Genomic DNA, 17,627 nt, shown 5'->3' with positions numbered 1-17,627 from the left:
GGCCAACAACGCGCAGACGAATTCGTCCCCCCGGTCCGGGTTCAGGATCTATCTACGCCTCTGAATTTGCCAGCAACTCATAAGCACTTCGTGCCAGAACCCGCTCTTCGTCCGTGGGCAGTGCCAGAACGGGCAGACGGCTGGTCTTCGTGGTCAGATATGGCCCGCCCAGTTGATTTGCCGCGTCGTCCAGATCTGCCCCCAGCCATCCCAATTGCTGAACCAACCGCGCGCGCAATGGCGCAATATGTTCACCCATGCCACCGGTCAGAATCACACCGTCGACTCCACCCAATGCCGCAGCAAGAGACCCAAAGTGCCGACCGCATTGATAGACGAAGAAATCCACCGCTTCGGCGGCTTCGGCACGACCGCTGGCAAGCAGGTCGTTCATTTCACCGCTGATCCCCGACACCCCCAAAAGCCCCGAGCGGTCATAAAGCATTTCGCGCACCTCCTCGGCGCTATAGCCGCGATCAATAATCAGATGCAACACGACGCCGGGGTCAAGCCCGCCACTACGCCGCCCCATCGGCAGACCGTCCAGCGCGGTCAGACCCATCGTCGTGGCGATGCTCTGTCCGTTCTTCATGGCACACATGCTGACGCCCCGCCCCAGATGCGCCACGATGATCCGCTTCGCCGCGAGATCTGGATCGCTGCGTTTGAGTTCGTGCGCGATATAGTCATAGGACAGCCCATGAAACCCGTAGCGCAGCACACCGTCATCGGTCAGTTCGCGCGGCAAGCCGAAAATCTGCGCAAGACGCGGCTGTGTCCGATGAAACGCGGTATCAAAACACGCCACTTGCGGGACGTCGGGAAAATGCTCCTTGATCCTTTGCATCGGGCGAAGATTGTGTGCCTGATGGCTGGGCGCCAACGGTTGCAGCTTCATAAGCCAATCCACCAAATCGTCGTCGACCTGAACCGGCGCCGCATGGTTGGGCCCGCCATGGACAACCCGGTGCGAAAACGCGCAGATTTTGCCGAGACCCGACAGCCCGTCCAGCCGCGCAAACATATGCTTCAACGCTTCGGGGTGGGCACTCTCGGCGCTGTCAGGGGTGCCCAGATCGGTTTCCGTCCGCGCGCCCGTGGCCGGGTCCTTTTCGGTCAGTATCATGTTGTCGGGCAAGCCGCGAATGCTGAGATTGCGGATCTGAAGCGGTCCATCGTCCGAAAGCCGATAAACGGCACAGCGTAGGCTCGATGATCCCGCATTGAAGGTTACAACCAACTGGTCAGACATGTGTCTTGCCTCCTGCTCGTTTCGCCGCAGCGACAAGACACAACAGCGCCGCCTCGATCACCCCCTTCTTCTGGCGCTCAAGTTGCCCAAGACGTTCCAGACGGTCGGGGCGCCAGCTTGTCTGCGCCTGTTCACTGTTGATTTCATTCATTATTGTTCAATCTCCCCTTGTCCCTGCAGGCATAATCCGCAACGCAATATAGTGGTACTTCCTTAATCACATAGTGGGCCAGTGCGGACATTTCTGCCAGTGTTGTTCAGCGCTTGGGCGTTTTCGACCCGCCCTTTTCAGGGGCGCTTGAACGCTGCAACGCTTCCGCCAGCGCAGACCCGAGGGCACCTTCTTTGCCACCTGTCGTTCGTGGCGCTGGCGTGGTTCGGGGGCTACGGTCGGGTTTTGGTTTTGCTGGGGCCCGCGTATTTTTTGAAGCTGCGTCACCACCGTCTTTGCGCATGCTCAGACCAATGCGTTTGCGTGCCACATCGACCTCCACCACCCGAACACGAACCACGTCGCCGGTTTTGACAACCTCATGCGGGTCTTTCACAAAACGATCGGCCAGTTCGCTCACATGCACCAACCCGTCCTGATGCACGCCGATATCGACGAAAGCACCGAACGCGGCGACATTCGTCACGGTACCTTCCAGCGACATGCCCGGCTTGAGATCGGTAATATTCTCGACGCCTTCGGCGAAACTGGCGGTTTTGAAGGTCGGACGCGGATCGCGTCCCGGTTTTTCCAATTCGGCAAGGATATCGCGCACGGTCGGCAGGCCAAAATTGTCATCGACAAACTGCTCTGCCCGCAGATCTGCCAGCGCGCCGCCGTTGCCCATGATCTCGCGTATGTCGCGCCCGCAAGCCTGCACGATCTTGCGCGCGACCCCATAAGCCTCGGGGTGCACAGATGAGGCGTCCAGCGGCTCACTGCCATCGGTAATGCGCAAGAAGCCGGCGCTTTGTTGATAGGCCTTTGGCCCCAGACCAGGTACTTTGAGCAGCGCCCTTCGTGTGGCAAAGGCGCCATTCGCATCGCGGTGCGCGACAATCGACTGGGCCAAAGACGGCCCCAGGCCCGCGATATGCGACAGAAGTGGCGCCGAAGCCATGTTCAGATTGACCCCTACGGCGTTCACCGCATCTTCGACCACCGCCGCAAGAGATTGCGCCAGGCGGCGCTGATCGACGTCGTGCTGGTATTGGCCGACACCGATGGCCTGCGGCTCGATCTTGACCAATTCTGCCAGAGGGTCTTGCAACCGACGTGCAATCGAAACGGCCCCGCGCAGCGAAACATCAATGTCGGGAAACTCATTCGAGGCAAGTTCAGACGCAGAATAGACTGAGGCTCCAGCTTCTGACACGATAACCGGCGTGGGGCGCGCTGCACCTTTGGGCAGACGCTTGATAACATCAGAGACAAGCCGTTCGGATTCGCGGCTGGCCGTCCCGTTGCCAATGGCGATCAGGGCAATGCCGTGGCGGTCAATCAGCTGAAGCAGCTTTTCTTCGGCACCCCGCAGATCATTACGCGGCTGAAAGGGATAGATCGTCGCGGTATCCAGTAGCTTGCCTGTCTCATCGACGACAGCAATCTTACAGCCAGTCCGAATACCTGGATCAAGCCCCAGCGTCGCGCGCGCACCTGCGGGAGCGGCCAGCAGCAGATCGCGCAAATTGCGGGCAAACACATCAATCGCGCCATCATGGGCACGGCGGCGCATTTCGGTCATCAGGTCGATAAACATCGACAGGCTCAGTTTGACCTTCCAGGTCCACGCGGCGGCCTCTTGCAACCACAGATCACCCGGAGCCTGCCCGGATATCCCGATCTCTGCAGCAATTATGGCGATGATGCGCGCGCGCCCTGTCTCTGGTTCAGGGCCTATATCTATTGTCACGATTTCCTCTTTCGAGGCCCGCAGGATGGCAAGTGCACGGTGCGATGGGATCGTCGCCCACTTTTCACTGTGGTCGAAATAGTCCGAGAATTTCACCCCGATCTCTTCTTTGCCCGCGATAACTCGCGCAGTAATCAAGGCTTCTTTCTGCATGATCTCGCGCAAACGCCCCAAAAGCCGCGCATTTTCACCAAGTTCTTCGGCAAGAATATCTCGCGCACCTGTTAGCGCGTCCTTCTGCGTTGGCACAGCGTCGCACAAATACGCGCGCGCCAACTCGGTCGGATCAAAAGCGCGCTCGGCAAGGATACTGCGCAACAGTGGTTCCAATCCGTTTTCGCGGGCAATCATCGCTTTGGTCCGCCGCTTGGGCTTAAACGGCAGATAGAGATCCTCCAGCACCGCCTTGGTGTCAGCGGCAGCAATGGAACGGGCCAGCGTGTCGGTCAATTTGCCCTGCCCGGAAATTTCACCAAGGATGCTGGCCCGCCGTTTTTCCAGATCGCGCAGATAGCTTAACCGTTCTGCCAATCGCCGCAACTGCGCGTCGTCCAACCCGCCGGTCGCCTCTTTTCGATAACGCGCGACAAAGGGAACGGTATCACCCCCATCCAACAACGTGATCGTGGCAATGACCTGATCAGCGCGTGCGCCGATATCAGCAGCAATTTTTCGGGCGATGCGTTCGTCAACGGTGGTCATTTTGGCTCCCTGAGGTGGTCAGACGACCGTGATAACCCCGCAATCAGGCGCCGCCAAGTCCAAGGTGATATTAGCGCGCGGGAACCGGACAGAGTCACTCTGCCCGCCTCTGGTTGGAATACTCTGACGATTCTGCCGAAGGCGCAGCATTTCCACGCATTTGTTGGCAGGACTCCTGCAAAGCCGGGCCGGACACCACACTAAGTGATCGAAACGAACCGGCTTGGCAGGCGAATTACTCAATGCTGATGCAGACCAACAGCCTTACCGCAGGCCTTCGTTGATGCTGCTCAGAACCTTGCTCCCCGGGCACAGTTCATCTTTGCCAAGCGCGTTCAGCGGCTTGCTGGCAAGTTTGAGGTTCTGGTTCAGATCCTGGCTATTGGGATCAAGGAACAACAGCCCGGTCAGTATTCGGCCCTCGTCGTGTGCGGCTCTGGCCGCAGCAATCGCTGCATTGCGGTCATCGGTCCGATAATCGGCGCCGGCCTTGTGCAGATGGATGACCGAACCGTCGTGCAATGTCACACTCTGGATTGTGCCGGGTTCGTATTGGGTGCGGATCTCATCGCGCAAGGGAACATAATCAAGCGGCATGGCATCCAGATGCTCACGAGTATGGGCATAGCTCTTGGTTGAACCGGCCTGATTGTTGAACGTCACGCAGGGAGATACCACGTCGATAAACGCGAAGCCATTATGCGCCATGGCGGCGCGGATCAATGGCTCCAGCTGCTCCTTGTCGCCGGAAAAGCTGCGGGCGACAAAGCTTGCGCCTTGCAACAGCGCGAGGCTGGCAAGGTCGATTCCATCAAAGGGATTGGTGCCGCCGTTCTTGCTGATCGACCCCAGATCGGCGGTTGCACTGTCCTGGCCCTTGGTCAGCCCATAACAGCCATTGTTGGCCACGATATAGGTCATATTCACATTGCGCCGGATCAGGTGAATGAACTGACCCATGCCAATCGAGGCCGTATCTCCGTCACCGGAGATACCGATATAAGTAAGCTCGCGGTTCGCCAGACTGGCGCCGGTGGCCACCGACGGCATTCGCCCGTGCACAGAATTAAAGCCATGGCTCTTGCCCAAAAAATAGGTCGGCATCTTCGAGGAGCATCCGATGCCGGACAGTTTGGCAATCCTGTGCGGCGGAATGGAGGACAAAAAGCAGGCACTGCGGATTGCTGCCGAAATACTGTCATGTCCACAGCCCGCGCAAAGGGTTGAAATCGCACCGTCATAATCTGCGATGGTAACGCCCAACGCATTCTTTGGCAGGCTCGGGTGGCGGAACTTTGGTTTGATATAAGACATCAGGCGGTCTCCGGGTGCAGCGGAACGACATCGGCGCTTTTGGTACTCAGGGTTTCACGGATCTTGCGGGCGATCTTGCGCGCCGTGATCGGCGTTCCCGAATAGTTCAGAACCGGGATCAGCTTGCCCGGCGGGATTTCACATTCATTGATGACCAGCCTGCGCATTTGCCCGTCGCGGTTCTGCTCGATGACGAAAACCAGATCGTGGTCATGAATGAACTGGTCCAGGCTTTCATGGAACGGGAACGCGCGGATACGTATGGTGTCAATGGGATACCCTTCCTCCGCCAGCATTTCGACCGCCTCGTAGGCGGGCGATGCCGAGGTGCCGAAAAACAGCGCCCCGAGTTTCAATGTGGTCTTAGGAGCCTTTACCGCAATTGGTGGATGGGTCTTGGGCGTCGGCACATGGCTCTTGGCCGTTTCAAACTTGCGCAACAGCCGGTCTACGTTCTGAACATAGTCGTCACCGCTTTCGGAGTAGACCGCCATCTCGTTCTTTGACGAACCACGGGTGAAAAACGCGCCCTTGTCAGGATGCGCACCCGGCAATGTGCGATAGCAGATGCCATCGCCATCCACATCCAAATAGCGCCCCCATTTTTCGGTCTTGTCCAGAGCCTCGGCATCCAGAACCTTGCCGCGGTCCATCTGATAATCGTCATCCCATTCCAACGGTGGTGACATCCAGTCATTCATCCCGAGATCGAGATCCGACATGATGATCACCGGAGTCTGCAACCGTTCCGCAAGGTCAAATGCCTGAACCGTCATGTCGAAACATTCACGTGGGGTGGCGGGAAACAGCAGCACCTGCTTGGTGTCACCGTGGCTGGCGTAAGCGGCTGCCAGTATATCGGACTGCTGCGACCGGGTGGGCATGCCGGTTGACGGCCCCGAGCGCTGAACGTCGATCAGTACCACCGGCACTTCGGCGAAATAGGCCAGCCCCAGAAATTCGCTCATCAGCGACAAACCGGGGCCAGAGGTAGCCGTAAAGGCCCGCGCGCCGTTCCAGCTCGCCCCGACAACCATGCCGATGGCAGCAAGCTCGTCTTCGGCCTGAACAATGGCAAAATTTTTCTTGCCAGTGCCGGCGTCGATGCGCAGCCGTTCCGCATATTGCGCAAAAGCATCCACCACCGAGGTTGACGGCGTGATCGGATACCATGCCGCGACCGTAGCACCGCCATAGATAGCACCCAGCGCTGCGGCGGTGTTGCCGTTCATCAGGATATGCTTGCTTTCCAGGATATGCGGCGCGTCATTTCCGCCCTTTTGCAGCCGGATCGCAAGCGGACAATTGAAAGTCTCGAGCGCAAACTGATACCCCAGATCAAGCGCATGCGCATTTGACGAGATCAGCTTTTCCTTGCCCTTGAACTGATCGTTCAGCAAGTCCTTGAGGATCGTGAAATCTATCTTCAAAAGTGCCGCCAACGCCCCGACATAGACAACGTTCTTGAGCAGTTGCTGGAGCCGCGGGTTCTTGAATTCGCGCATGCAAATTTCGGTCATCGGGATACCGAAATAAGTGATGTCGTCGTGCCTGAGATGCGACTCGAGGGGTTTGGTGGAATCATAGACAAAATAGCCACCGGGCTCGATATCAGCAATATCCTTTTCCATGCTTTGCGGATTGACACTTACCATCAGATCAACACCGCCACGACGACCCAGATAGCCTTTGGAACTGACCCTCACCTCATACCAGGTCGGCAGCCCCTGGATGTTAGACGGAAAGATATTGCGCGGGCTAACCGGAATGCCCATACGAAAAATCGCTTTTGCGAACAAGTGGTTGGCGCTGGCTGATCCAGAGCCGTTTACGTTCGCGAACTTCACCACGAAGTCGTTTATGCCACTGATCTGTTTCATTCGACCTCCACCAGGTCAGGCGACGCTTTCGCCGTATTGTAAAAGAACATCTGCATGTCCCAAGCAGCTGTCGGGCATCGTTCGGCGCATAATCCGCAGTGCAGACAGACATCTTCATCCTTGACCAAAACCTTGCCCGTTTCGAGCGTTGCCGAAACGAAGATGTCCTGTTCGGTGTTGAGCGCGGGAACGGTCAAGCGGCTGCGCAGATCCTCCTCGGGGCCGTTCTTCACAAAACTGATGCACCCGGTCGGGCAGATATCGGCGCAGGCATCGCATTCGATGCAAAGGGGGGGGCTGAAAACGGTCTGCGCATCGCAATTGAGACAGCGTTCGGCCTGGACGAATGCGGTCTCCAGATCAAAGCCAAGCTCGACTTCAAGCGCGCGATCGTTCAGCGCGCGTTCCAATTTTACCAAAGGCACCGCCTCGCGCTTATCGACAATTGGCGCGTTGGCATAGCTCCACTCATGGATGCCCATCTTCTGGCTGACTAGGTTGACATGGGGTGCCGGGCGTTTACTCAGATCCTTGCCACGGCAGAACAAATCGATCGATACGGCCGCCTTGTGGCCGTGTGCCACGGCAGTGATGATGTTTCTGGGGCCGAACGCCGCATCACCGCCAAAGAAGACCTCCTTGCGGGTGGATTGCAGCGTCTCATCATCATTCAGGATCGGCGTTCCCCAGCTGGTGAACCTGATGCCAGTGCTCTTTTCGATCCAGGGGAAAGCATTTTCCTGACCGATTGCGATCAGCACGTCGTCGCAGGGAAAAAACACGGGCTCCTCGCCGGTGGACACCAGTTCACGGCGACCATCGTTATGATAAACGGCTTTGACCTTTTCGAAATTCATGCCGACCAGCTTGCCCTTTTTCAGCACGAATTCCTTGGGCACGTGGTTGTCGATGATCGGAATTCCTTCGTGAACGGCATCTTCCTTTTCCCAGGGCGAGGCCTTCATCTCGGCGTTGGGACTGCGCACGATAACCTTGACGTCCGCGCCGCCCAGGCGGCGCGCGGTGCGGCAACAATCCATCGCTGTATTGCCGCCGCCTAAAACGATCACCCTTTTGCCGATCGTTTCGGTATGGTCAAAAGCGACATTAGCCAACCAGTTGATTCCGATATGGATATTAGCATCGGCTTGCTCGCGCCCGGGAAGATTCGGCAAATCGCGGCCCTTTGGGGCGCCACAGCCGACATAGATGGCGTCATAGCCCTTGGTCAGCATATCGGCCATGCTGTCTACATAGGTGTTGAAATGGGTCGTGACCCCCATGTCCAGCACATAACCCACTTCCTCGTCCAGAACGCTGTCGGGCAGGCGAAATGACGGGATTTGCGAGCGCATAAATCCACCAGCCCTCGCCTCGCCGTCGTAAAGATGCAGCTCGTACCCGAGCGGCGCGAGATCACGCGCCACGGTCAACGAGGACGGCCCACCGCCGATCAGGGCGATCTTCTTGCCATTCGCTGGCCCAGCCTTGGGCAGGCGCTCGGCAACATCATCCTTGAAATCAGCGGCAACCCGTTTCAGACGGCAGATTGCAACCGGCTCTTCGTCAATTCGCCCCCGGCGGCATGCGGGCTCACAAGGGCGGTCACAGGTCCGGCCCAACACACCGGGAAAGACATTACTCTCCCAATTGACCAGATAGGCATCGGTATAATTTTGTTGGGCTATCAGTCGAATATAGAGCGGTACCGGTGTATGCGCCGGACAGGCAAACTGGCAATCGACAACTTTGTGAAAATACTCGGGGTTGGTGGCATCTGTCGGTTTCAATTCCACTACCTTTCGCGCGGGCTACAAAGCTTATGACTGCATACAAAGAAAACGTACTGGAATCACGCATGTAAAGGGCCAGTTCTCAAGTTGGATAATATTTCTATCTGTGTGCGACACTTATGAATGTGGATGGTGAATATGGATGGTGGTGCCCAACACTTTCGAACCAGTCTCTGCAAGCGCAAGGAGACTACCCTTCATGGCAGGCTATCGCCCCTCGTCATCAACGAAAGACAGCGCAGACTGAAGAAGGCAGGTGACCAAGAGACTAGCGGCGCATCAAACATCCCCTGCGAGAACAGACAACATACAACGTCGCGCAGTGAGAGCGGAAAACCAAGCCACAGCCCAGCCGCCAGTCAGATAACCTCGGACTTCCTTGCAAACACTTGAACGGGGCATTTTCCATCATCAGCCGCAACCCAGCCGCCCTGCCCGCCTCTTGCCGCTTTTATCCGACAATACCCCTTACCCGGCTCAATCTCACTTCTTCTGGCATTGGTCTCAGTCTAGAAAACCAAATACCTAAACATTTCTTTCTGGGTTGTTTTACTGCTATTGCAGTCCGGAAATTTCTTCCATCCAGCCGATGATCAGTGTCGCCAGTACGCCGCGGTTTTCGCGCCATGCACTGTCTGACGCCTCATTGAAACCAAAATGGTGAATGCTCACCAGTTGACCCTCTGTGTTGAGAATGGGTGCACCGGATGACCCGTTTGCAGTGTCACAAGTATGGGTGAAGTCACTGTCCGGCACACGCCCCGACACCGGGCTTTCGATCATTGCACACTCCGAAATCGAAACCTGTTTGGGAAGGTCTCCGGGATGTTGCATAGTAATCAGCGATCCGACGGGATCGACTAGCTCTTCGGGCACGTTGATGACGCCGAATGCCTCGCCCGGAGGGGCCGACAGGCGCACTGCCGTCACGTCGAGATCAAGACTCGATTGATGGGGCTCATATCCTTTGCATCTGAGCTGTGGCCCCATCGCCAGCCCGCCTGCAGCGTTGCGCTGATACCCGAAAACGGCTGCCATTGTGCTGCAGGTTTCAAGCGACCGGATACAATGCTCGTTGGGCAGCAACAGATCGGGCTCGATCAGAAACCCGGTACAGGTTCGTGGCAGGCCGGCATCGAAGAACGACAGAAACGCAACCGGACCGGCAAGCGCCTGCACCTCCGCTGGCCACCGGGGCAGGCGATCGGCCAAAGCTGGTTTTCACCATGCACTGAATAGAGCAGCACCTCATCCTGCTGGACCGACAGGTTCGAGATGATCACAGTCGTGTCCTCGGCCAGCAAATCGGCGCTATAGAGCGCTATCGTGGCTTGCCCGTTTGGACTCAGCCCCGTCCAATAGCCGGTCTCTGGAATATCGGCGAGAGGGATCTCAAACTCGGTTTCCAATTCCGAAAACACGTAGAGCTTCGCGGCACGCGAAAGGGTCATGTCAAAAGAGATCATGTGTAGTCGCGCATAGGGATTGATGCCCACCATGCCCTTGCCGTTCTGAGGCGAGGCGATCACGCCCGCGACGGCAGCGCCGTGCTCCGATTGGCTCAGCGCCAGCGGATCAATCTCGCTGCAATATACCAGCGCCGAAGACATGCCCGTGACAGAAGCAAGCGTAACCTCTGCGTGGGTGGCGCCATCCGCCTCCTCCGCCTCCTCCGCCTCCTCGGACGGGCCGAGCACGTTGCCATCGCTCAGCATCAGAGGCGGAAGATCACAGTGCCATTTCGTCACCGCGCTGTCGATCACTATCACATCCACCGGATGGTGATACTGCGCCGACAACGGTTCGAGATTGGCGAATGGATAGTGGATCAGTTTGAAAAGGCCGATCTGGTTGGTCACCAGCGGCTCATTGCCGAACCCATATTCCTGCACGCTACCAGTTGTGCGCAGGTAAGGCTGCAGGGTTTCCAAAGCAAGATCATTGAGGGAACTGCTGGCAAACTGTCTTTGCCAAGTCGGCGAAAAGACCGCCGCGGGATCGACAAAAACCTAGGTCCGGTCGAATGTTACCAGCGAGCCAGACAGACTTCGGACCAGTTTCGAACGCGGATCGGCGCGGAGTGTGGCCGCCGCCTGCAGTTGCAGCTATGGCAGAGTCACGCTCCTTAGACCATCGGGCGCCTTGATGACCGGCAGATTGAAGCGCGCGATGACATCTTCGCGGGAGCCCTTGAAGGCCGAACAATCCATGTCCGGGCTGACCGCAAAATCCGAGATCTGCAAACCGCCCGGCACTTGCTGACGGCTCAACGTGGTGATTGCGCGAAAACTGTAGTCTGGCACCACGATCGTATCGCCCAGGCTGGTGCGCCACCGGCCCTGGCTAATGGCGTAGCCACCGACATGACTGGTCAGGCTGCGCAACTGCCGCTCAGATGCGACCGTGCGATTGCGCTGACAGAGATCCGGATTGAGATTGCACATCATTGCATCAATGCTTTGCGGAAAATGGGCGCCGAAAAACAGCTTCTCGTCGCGCAGGACGCGCTCGACAAAAGGACTTTCGCTCATTTTTATCTCGCGCAACGTTAGATTGCCTGAGTTGAAGAGCGTTAGATAAAGCGTTTCCAGCTCCGTCGAAAGTTCAACTGCATTTTCGCTTGTCGAGCGCCATTCGAGCACAAGTTCAGGGACTGTCGACTGGGCCGCGATGCCAGTTGCACCCAGCGCAAAGATTGTTGCCAAGACAATCGATTTCATCATCCCTCGGCTAATTTGAAGGTCATTCATGGCGCAGTCCTCTAGATGGTCACATTGGCCGTGCCGACGCCAAAGCCATGCACCATGCCGTTGGCTAGCGATTTGCCCGCAGGCACCTCGAAAGCGCATGTTTCATCCGCGCCTTCAGTGTAGGGTCGACAATCGAACCCGGCGAGTGTGACTGGATTGTCGAAGCGCACATAGAGATCCGGATCGCCCGTGCCGGTCATCTCGGCGCTAAAGCTGGTTCCCGGTACCACTTCGAAACTGCCGATCGAAACGATCTGATCGCCGGTCAATTCGAACGGCCCAAGCTCCTCGCGCTTTGCCGCGTTCAGACCTTAGGAAGGCTTGCAGATCGTCGGATCTATCCCGAACCCGGCAGCCGCCCCGCAAATGCAAGCGATGCCGTTCTTGTCAGATTTGGTAAGCCGCAGCGTCCAATCCCCGAGCTCATTGCTTTGCGGGTAGTGCATCACTGAAAATGCATCATAGTTTGTGACCCCGCGCCAGTTCTGATCCTCAAAGCACGCGCCTGCCTCTGGCCGTGTGTGTTCGTGCCGTCCGCCCAGAACATGGCCAAGCTCATGTCGCAGGATGCCGCGCAACGTGAGGGCTTGATTGGGATCGAGATTAAATGACGAGTGGTCGATCACCAGGCTGCGCTTGGCCCGCGGATCATGGCGAAAGAACGCTGCGGCCAGAAACAGACCGGCGGCATTCACCAGGCGCACATTAAACAGCACCCGCGTGTTCGCAGCGTCGCAATTCTGATCCTCGCATTGGATGTAATGGAATTTCAGATCAGCAGCGGCCTCCCAGGATGCAGTTGCCGCCTGCATATCGGCGACAACTGCACCGTGGCGGCTGGCAAATCTGGAACTGACGCAATAGGTCAGCGCGCGGCGCTGGCTCAGCGACCAGACTTGGTCCAGCCCTCTGACAGTGATAATGGCGAATTCTGGTATTTCACCCTCTTGAACGGGCGGTGCACTGGCCACATTTCGCAGCCAGAATTCACGCAGCAGTTTTTCATTGCGGATCGAGGTGTCACCGTTGAAATAGTATTTTCCGGTCTGTACGACATAATGCGTGTTGTCGCGGAATTCCTCGAAACTCATGCTGCTAGAAATTTCGCGCGCTTCTTCGGCGAGTTTGCCAAGCGCATTATTGCCCTCTTCGGGGTCGAGTTCCTGTGCAATACCATAGGAAAACATCGGCTCTGCGATAATTGCGGTAAGTAAGAATTGTCTCATGTACAATCCTCCGTTCAAGCCGTCAGGATAAAAACAGCTCCTCAAAAATCGGGTGCCCCTCATAGAACACCGCGAGTCGCGCGTGTTGGTCACCTTCATCCGACAGACCAAGAAATCTGGCGGCATTGCCGCCCATGACGGCCTTCAAATGGCTTCCGGAAAAGCCCAGTTCCCCGAGCGCGCCGACAACTCGGGCCGAATAGGTCTGATGCCCGGGTATCCGGCCGGTCATCGACCAATCTGAGCCATACATCATACGCTCTTTGATCAGTGGAAACCGGGCAATCAAATCCCCCATTCGTTCCATCATTAATTCATGGTCCTCGTTGTCCGGGTCGGTCGCCACCAGACAAAATCCAAGATCAAAATAGAGACTGGTGAAATCGCTAAGCATCCCGGCAATAGTGTCTTCCCAATCGGTTTTTGTGGCCATCGCAGCGTTCGGCGCTGTTTCCTTGAACCGGCCAAAATGGGCAAGGTTCACCCGCAGCTTGTTGAATTCAGGGCACAACAATACCTGCCGCCAGCCTTCAGGTGCAGCAAACAGCCCGGTAATCTTACCCGCGCCCATCGAATTCGTGCCATGGGCCTTGATCGGGGCGTCGTTCTCGACACACTATGCATAAAGGTGCTCAAGCTCGCGGTCGAGCGCGCCGCCGCCGCCTTTCGACGCACGCTTAGCCCATTTCGACACATCGACGCTGTTGGCGATAGGTTTGAACCCCATGGGCGGGTAAATTTTGACCCCGGCAAAGCCGCGTTCAAGAATGGCATATTTCACATGGCGTAAAGAATCCCAGTCCGCGGTGCGTCTCCCTTTCCAAGGCTGCGCGCAAGGGGCAGAACGGAACAAAAGGCAACACCAGCGCGCTTTGAAACCGCTTCGCGATAGCTGACACGACCTCAATCTGATCCGCCACCGTTTCAACATCGGTTTCGATAGTTTTGAACCAATAGGTAAAATCGACAAACTAGGGCCAAAACACCCGCACCTGCGTATTGCCACCATATAGTCGTTGCAGTACTGCCAAAATGTCGAGGCGTGCACGGGTCAACAGCCCGGCCCAGCGGATCGATTGCAAAAAAGGGCGAGAGATGACGATATTTCTTTTGCGTACCAGTACCTAATGCGCTCGGCGCGCCCTTGGCATAGATCTCGGCGACCAACGTGCTTACCTGCTGGCGCGGAGTCTGAAGGCCGGTGCGCACCGAATTCAAACCCACTTCCTGCGCAATCCGGTCGAGGATCCTGCTTTCGTCGGTGCGGGTCACACGCAATCCGGAAAAATCTGGCACGGCCCCGGCGGCATATTCGGACAAGGCAGAGGCCACATTCTCTTGGTCACGCTGCTCGATCACATACGGCGGTGTGACCGGCGTACCGCTCGTCACGTCGGCAAGTTCCTGCTTCGTCGTCGGCGTGTTGGACAGCAGAATGGTCTTTAGCAGCTTAAGAAAAGCGGTGCTGCTCATGTCTGGATCAACCGGGCCATGCGGGTCACGTAAGAATGTCTGTTGCAAAAAACCAACCGCAGGGGCGTCGCGACCGTTGAAGAAATGCGCGTGAACATCAATCGTCGCATTTGCTAGGTCTGGCTGCCACCACTCCTTGAGGAAACCGCAACCGTCCAGACTGCTGGAAAGCATCAAGCCGCCTAATCCACCTATTACGAAGCGCCGGTTAGCCATTTGTCCTTCCAGTCAAAATTAAGATACTTAAAGTCGCTGAGATATGAATTGGTTTAAGAACACTCGGGATTGGCTTGCAGGAAACGCAAAGACTTCCCGTTACTCCAGGTTGACACGGTTTCCCGCATAAATTGAGTGCGGAACTCCCTACCCAACCCTGATCTTATTAAGCCCGGTATTGTGTATCGAGTTAACCATCACTTACGCGTTTGCCTCAAACGCCTACAACATTGATGAGCTGCGCGGCGTATCCACTTAAATCCGTCACAGGATTAGATAGCAGCGTCTCAGGCTCCGTAAACATCGGATACCGCCCGGCAGTCCGACACGCCACCCATAACGGGGTATGGCGCAAGCAAATGGTCGTGCAATCAATTGTCCCGCATGCCCGGAAATGCGGCAAGAACGCTGGGCGATCCGCAACCCAAAGATCAGTCTACCTATGGCAACGGGATAAGATTGCTCTGCCCGTCGTCGGCCCCGCTTTCCCGTGGCTGCTCGGGAATGCGCACGCTATGGTTGGGTTCGACATAGACGATGCCCTCTGTCGCCAAGAACGCATCGATAATATCGCTCTGGCTTGAAGGATAAGGAAATCCGACAAGATAGATCTTGCCATCCATCATCCGGTCGATCTCCCGCGCGCCGATGCGCGCGATAATCCCGGACGCCTCGGTTTCGCTTACGTCAACTTCAAAGCGTATGAGAATTTGCCCGGTTACCTTTTCCATCTGGGCTTCCCTGGCTTCTGAATCGGTAATGTTGGGCCTGGCTGAGCCTACAAAAGCCGCCACCCCGGTGGTGGCAAGTACGAGTGCAATTGCGAAAGTGCACATGTGGGTCATGATGATTGGAGCCAACTTCTGCGCATTTGATACGGTTTTAAGAACGCGTCGTAAATCAACGCTTTTTTGAAGCTCACGCTCAGAATATTGCTGTTCTCCTTCACCTGAAGTTGATCTGGCCACATGAACTCGTCATAGGCGATTTGGGTGTGGGCCTTGGATTTGCAGACCTCGGGCTTTTCGGGCGGTGGCTCATCGCCCCCCCTTTCATTGCATTACCAAGATCAAGCCGCGCTCCAGTCAGGCTGGTGCCGGACAGGCCCGCAATGACCTCGGCCGTGTTCATCAACCACTCTTTCAATTCAATGTAGCTCAACGCCGGGCTCTGCGCCCAGACCAGTGCCGCAGCCCCCGCGACATGGGGAGTCGCCATCGAGGTGCCGTTAAAGGAATCATACTGAGCACCAGGAATTGTCGACAGGATATCGACCCCCGGCGCGCCCATATCGACGCTGGTTGCCCCGAAACTCGAGAACCCCGCCCTGGCATCGTTCTGGTCGGTTGCCATCACGGCCAACACGTTGGGAACATCTTAGGTCGACGGGTAATGCGGGTTGGCATCATTGTCCGAATTGCTGTTCCCCGCCGCGGCCACGAAGAGTATACCTTCTGCATCGGCCGCACGGATCGCATCTTCCAGAGCGCGGCTGAACCCGCCGCCACCCCAGCTGTTGTTCATGATGTCGACATCCATCTTAATGCCGTAATCAATCGCCCGGATGGCGCCAGCCGTGGTGCCGCCACCCGACCCGGAGAGAGACTTCAGCGCCATGATCTGGGTCGTCCAGTTTACACCGGACACACCGAGAGCATTGTTGGTAACAGCGCCGATTGTGCCCGCGACATGTGTGCCGTGGCGATTGTCATCCATCGGATTACCAGTGACCGCTGCATCAACGAAATTGGCGCCGCACACATCGTCGGTCGCGCCATTGCCGTCATCGTCAATGCCATTGGCGGGGATCTCACCCGGATTGGTCCACATGTTCGCGGCCAGATCCGGGTGACGATAGTCCACACCCGTATTGATCACCGCCACCACCAGATTGGCTGAATCCGTGTGCATATCCCAGACCACCGGAGCATTGATCTTGGGGAATCCCCATTATTGGCCATAAGACGGATCATTGGGTGTTGCATCGATCCGCACGACATAGACTGGCTCGATATAGGCGATAACAGGCATGTTCAGTGTCTGCATTGTCAGCTCAGCGAAATCGGCGCCCTCCGCTTCGATCACCAACATGCCGACTTCCGGCAGCACATCGATCATGCGCACGTCATCCGAAAGACTCTGTATGACGAACTGCGCGACATCCGTACCGGGCGTTGTCTTGACGATGAACTGGCCGGGAACGATTTCGGCCTCAGTTTGAGATTGAAATGTCGCTTCCTGAGCGTGAGCCATACCAGCCAGGGACAAAACGACAGCGGAAATGGAGACTACAATACGAAGTCTCATCGAACTTCCCCTTTTCTTAAGAAAAGTGTATTCAGATTAATGAGCAGAGCCGCCAAATCGGCGCCCCCCTTCTTGGCCCGCTCAACAACCAATCGAGTTGCAGAGTGCGACGATATTGTCAGACGTGAAACGCGGGCCGTTGAACGTCTTGCCGGAACTTCCGGTACAGCTGGTGCTGTCATAGCGACTGACCACGGTGTTGACCCAATTGCCACCGCGCCAGCCGCGCAGCCACGGGCCACCGCTCGCGCCATAGGTCATCGAGCAGCCCATGTTCAGCACAGACGCACCGCCACAGCCCAAGGACGGGTTGAAGCTCTCGGTCGTGCACAACTCCATTTTGTTGCCGCCACGGATATTGCCGGGATAGCCAAGTGCGTCCAGCGACTGCGTCGTGCCATGATTCCACGACCGCCCAAGCCACCCGGTATAGAATGTCACCGGGTGGTTACTGGCGTTGTCGCGAAGCTTGATCACGCAGACATCCGACTTACGGTCGCCAACGCTGATCCAACGGCTCAGGACCGTCGCGCTTGACCAGTTGAACAAACCGTATGGCGCATTGCCGCTGTCATAAGCTGGCGCAAATTGAAACCCGCCAATCCAACTGCCCCCAGAGCGGTTGTAGCAGCAGTGTGCCGCTGTCACGATCACGTTCTTCGAACTGATCACCGATGCAGAACACGAACCGGAATTTACCGCACACCGGTTTGCATACGACACCGCAACACCTCATCCGATCAATCGAGAGCAGCGGTATGACCTTCTAAACATGGTCTACCAAAACCATGTAATATACTGTATATATAT

At 56.7% G+C, this 17,627-nt stretch carries 17 protein-coding genes and 1 pseudogene; all 18 read right to left on the bottom strand.

The features are described 5' to 3' along the window. Positions 1-52: 52 nt before the first annotated feature. The gene (locus tag LZG00_08140; GenBank protein MCF3593967.1) at positions 53-1,252 is read right to left on the bottom strand and encodes an acetate kinase; all 1,200 of its coding nucleotides are present in this window, start codon (positions 1,250-1,252) and stop codon (positions 53-55) included. Beyond that, the gene (locus LZG00_08135) at positions 1,245-1,403 is read right to left on the bottom strand and encodes a hypothetical protein (protein ID MCF3593966.1); all 159 of its coding nucleotides are present in this window, start codon (positions 1,401-1,403) and stop codon (positions 1,245-1,247) included. The genes LZG00_08140 and LZG00_08135 overlap by 8 nt, the downstream gene beginning before the upstream one ends. A 106-nt stretch (positions 1,404-1,509) precedes the next feature. Continuing rightward, positions 1,510-3,858 (bottom strand): RNA-binding transcriptional accessory protein, encoded by a 2,349-nt coding sequence (locus LZG00_08130; GenBank protein ID MCF3593965.1) that lies wholly within the window; start codon positions 3,856-3,858, stop codon positions 1,510-1,512. Between the two features lie 264 nt (positions 3,859-4,122). Next, entirely contained in the window at positions 4,123-5,172 is a 1,050-nt protein-coding gene (locus LZG00_08125) for a 2-oxoacid:ferredoxin oxidoreductase subunit beta (protein ID MCF3593964.1), read from the bottom strand. After that, positions 5,172-7,052, bottom strand: a complete 1,881-nt coding sequence (locus LZG00_08120; GenBank protein ID MCF3593963.1) for a 2-oxoacid:acceptor oxidoreductase subunit alpha — start codon at positions 7,050-7,052, stop codon at positions 5,172-5,174. The genes LZG00_08125 and LZG00_08120 overlap by 1 nt, the downstream gene beginning before the upstream one ends. Further along, positions 7,049-8,842: an FAD-dependent oxidoreductase gene (locus tag LZG00_08115; protein ID MCF3593962.1), complete on the bottom strand. Its 1,794-nt coding sequence runs from the start codon at positions 8,840-8,842 to the stop codon at positions 7,049-7,051. The genes LZG00_08120 and LZG00_08115 overlap by 4 nt, the downstream gene beginning before the upstream one ends. A 558-nt stretch (positions 8,843-9,400) precedes the next feature. After that, positions 9,401-10,024, bottom strand: a complete 624-nt coding sequence (locus tag LZG00_08110; GenBank protein ID MCF3593961.1) for a serine protease — start codon at positions 10,022-10,024, stop codon at positions 9,401-9,403. Further along, a complete protein-coding gene (locus LZG00_08105) occupies positions 9,946-10,776 on the bottom strand; it encodes a hypothetical protein (GenBank protein MCF3593960.1) in 831 nt (276 codons plus the stop codon). The genes LZG00_08110 and LZG00_08105 overlap by 79 nt, the downstream gene beginning before the upstream one ends. 174 nt (positions 10,777-10,950) lie before the next feature. Further along, on the bottom strand, positions 10,951-11,595 hold the full coding sequence (locus LZG00_08100) for a hypothetical protein (GenBank protein MCF3593959.1): 645 nt from the start codon (positions 11,593-11,595) through the stop codon (positions 10,951-10,953). Between the two features lie 11 nt (positions 11,596-11,606). Next, a complete protein-coding gene (locus LZG00_08095) occupies positions 11,607-11,864 on the bottom strand; it encodes a PPC domain-containing protein (protein MCF3593958.1) in 258 nt (85 codons plus the stop codon). A 42-nt stretch (positions 11,865-11,906) separates the two neighbouring features. Beyond that, complete coding sequence (locus LZG00_08090; protein MCF3593957.1) at positions 11,907-12,821, bottom strand: hypothetical protein; 915 nt, start codon at positions 12,819-12,821, stop codon at positions 11,907-11,909. Positions 12,822-12,843: 22 nt separating this feature from the next. Further along, positions 12,844-13,392 (bottom strand): amidohydrolase, encoded by a 549-nt coding sequence (locus LZG00_08085; GenBank protein MCF3593956.1) that lies wholly within the window; start codon positions 13,390-13,392, stop codon positions 12,844-12,846. Between the two features lie 45 nt (positions 13,393-13,437). Continuing rightward, a complete protein-coding gene (locus tag LZG00_08080) occupies positions 13,438-13,602 on the bottom strand; it encodes a hypothetical protein (GenBank protein ID MCF3593955.1) in 165 nt (54 codons plus the stop codon). A 143-nt stretch (positions 13,603-13,745) separates the two neighbouring features. Then, positions 13,746-14,510, bottom strand: a complete 765-nt coding sequence (locus LZG00_08075; protein MCF3593954.1) for a hypothetical protein — start codon at positions 14,508-14,510, stop codon at positions 13,746-13,748. 440 nt (positions 14,511-14,950) lie between these two features. Next, positions 14,951-15,478 (bottom strand): hypothetical protein, encoded by a 528-nt coding sequence (locus LZG00_08070; protein MCF3593953.1) that lies wholly within the window; start codon positions 15,476-15,478, stop codon positions 14,951-14,953. Then, positions 15,456-16,421: pseudogene (locus LZG00_08065) on the bottom strand (S8 family serine peptidase). The gene LZG00_08070 and the pseudogene LZG00_08065 overlap by 23 nt, the downstream one beginning before the upstream one ends. 39 nt (positions 16,422-16,460) lie before the next feature. Beyond that, positions 16,461-16,817 carry a hypothetical protein gene (locus tag LZG00_08060; protein ID MCF3593952.1) on the bottom strand — a complete coding sequence of 119 codons (357 nt, stop codon included), beginning with the start codon at positions 16,815-16,817 and terminating at the stop codon, positions 16,461-16,463. A gap of 81 nt (positions 16,818-16,898) precedes the next feature. Beyond that, entirely contained in the window at positions 16,899-17,465 is a 567-nt protein-coding gene (locus LZG00_08055; GenBank protein ID MCF3593951.1) for a hypothetical protein, read from the bottom strand. Between the last annotated feature and the right edge of the window lie 162 nt (positions 17,466-17,627).

The organism is Rhodobacteraceae bacterium LMO-JJ12 (assembly GCA_021555075.1).
Taxonomy (GTDB): domain Bacteria; phylum Pseudomonadota; class Alphaproteobacteria; order Rhodobacterales; family Rhodobacteraceae; genus JAKGBX01.
Note: the sequence above shows the minus strand (reverse complement) of the source record. Positions and strands in the feature narration are given on the sequence as shown.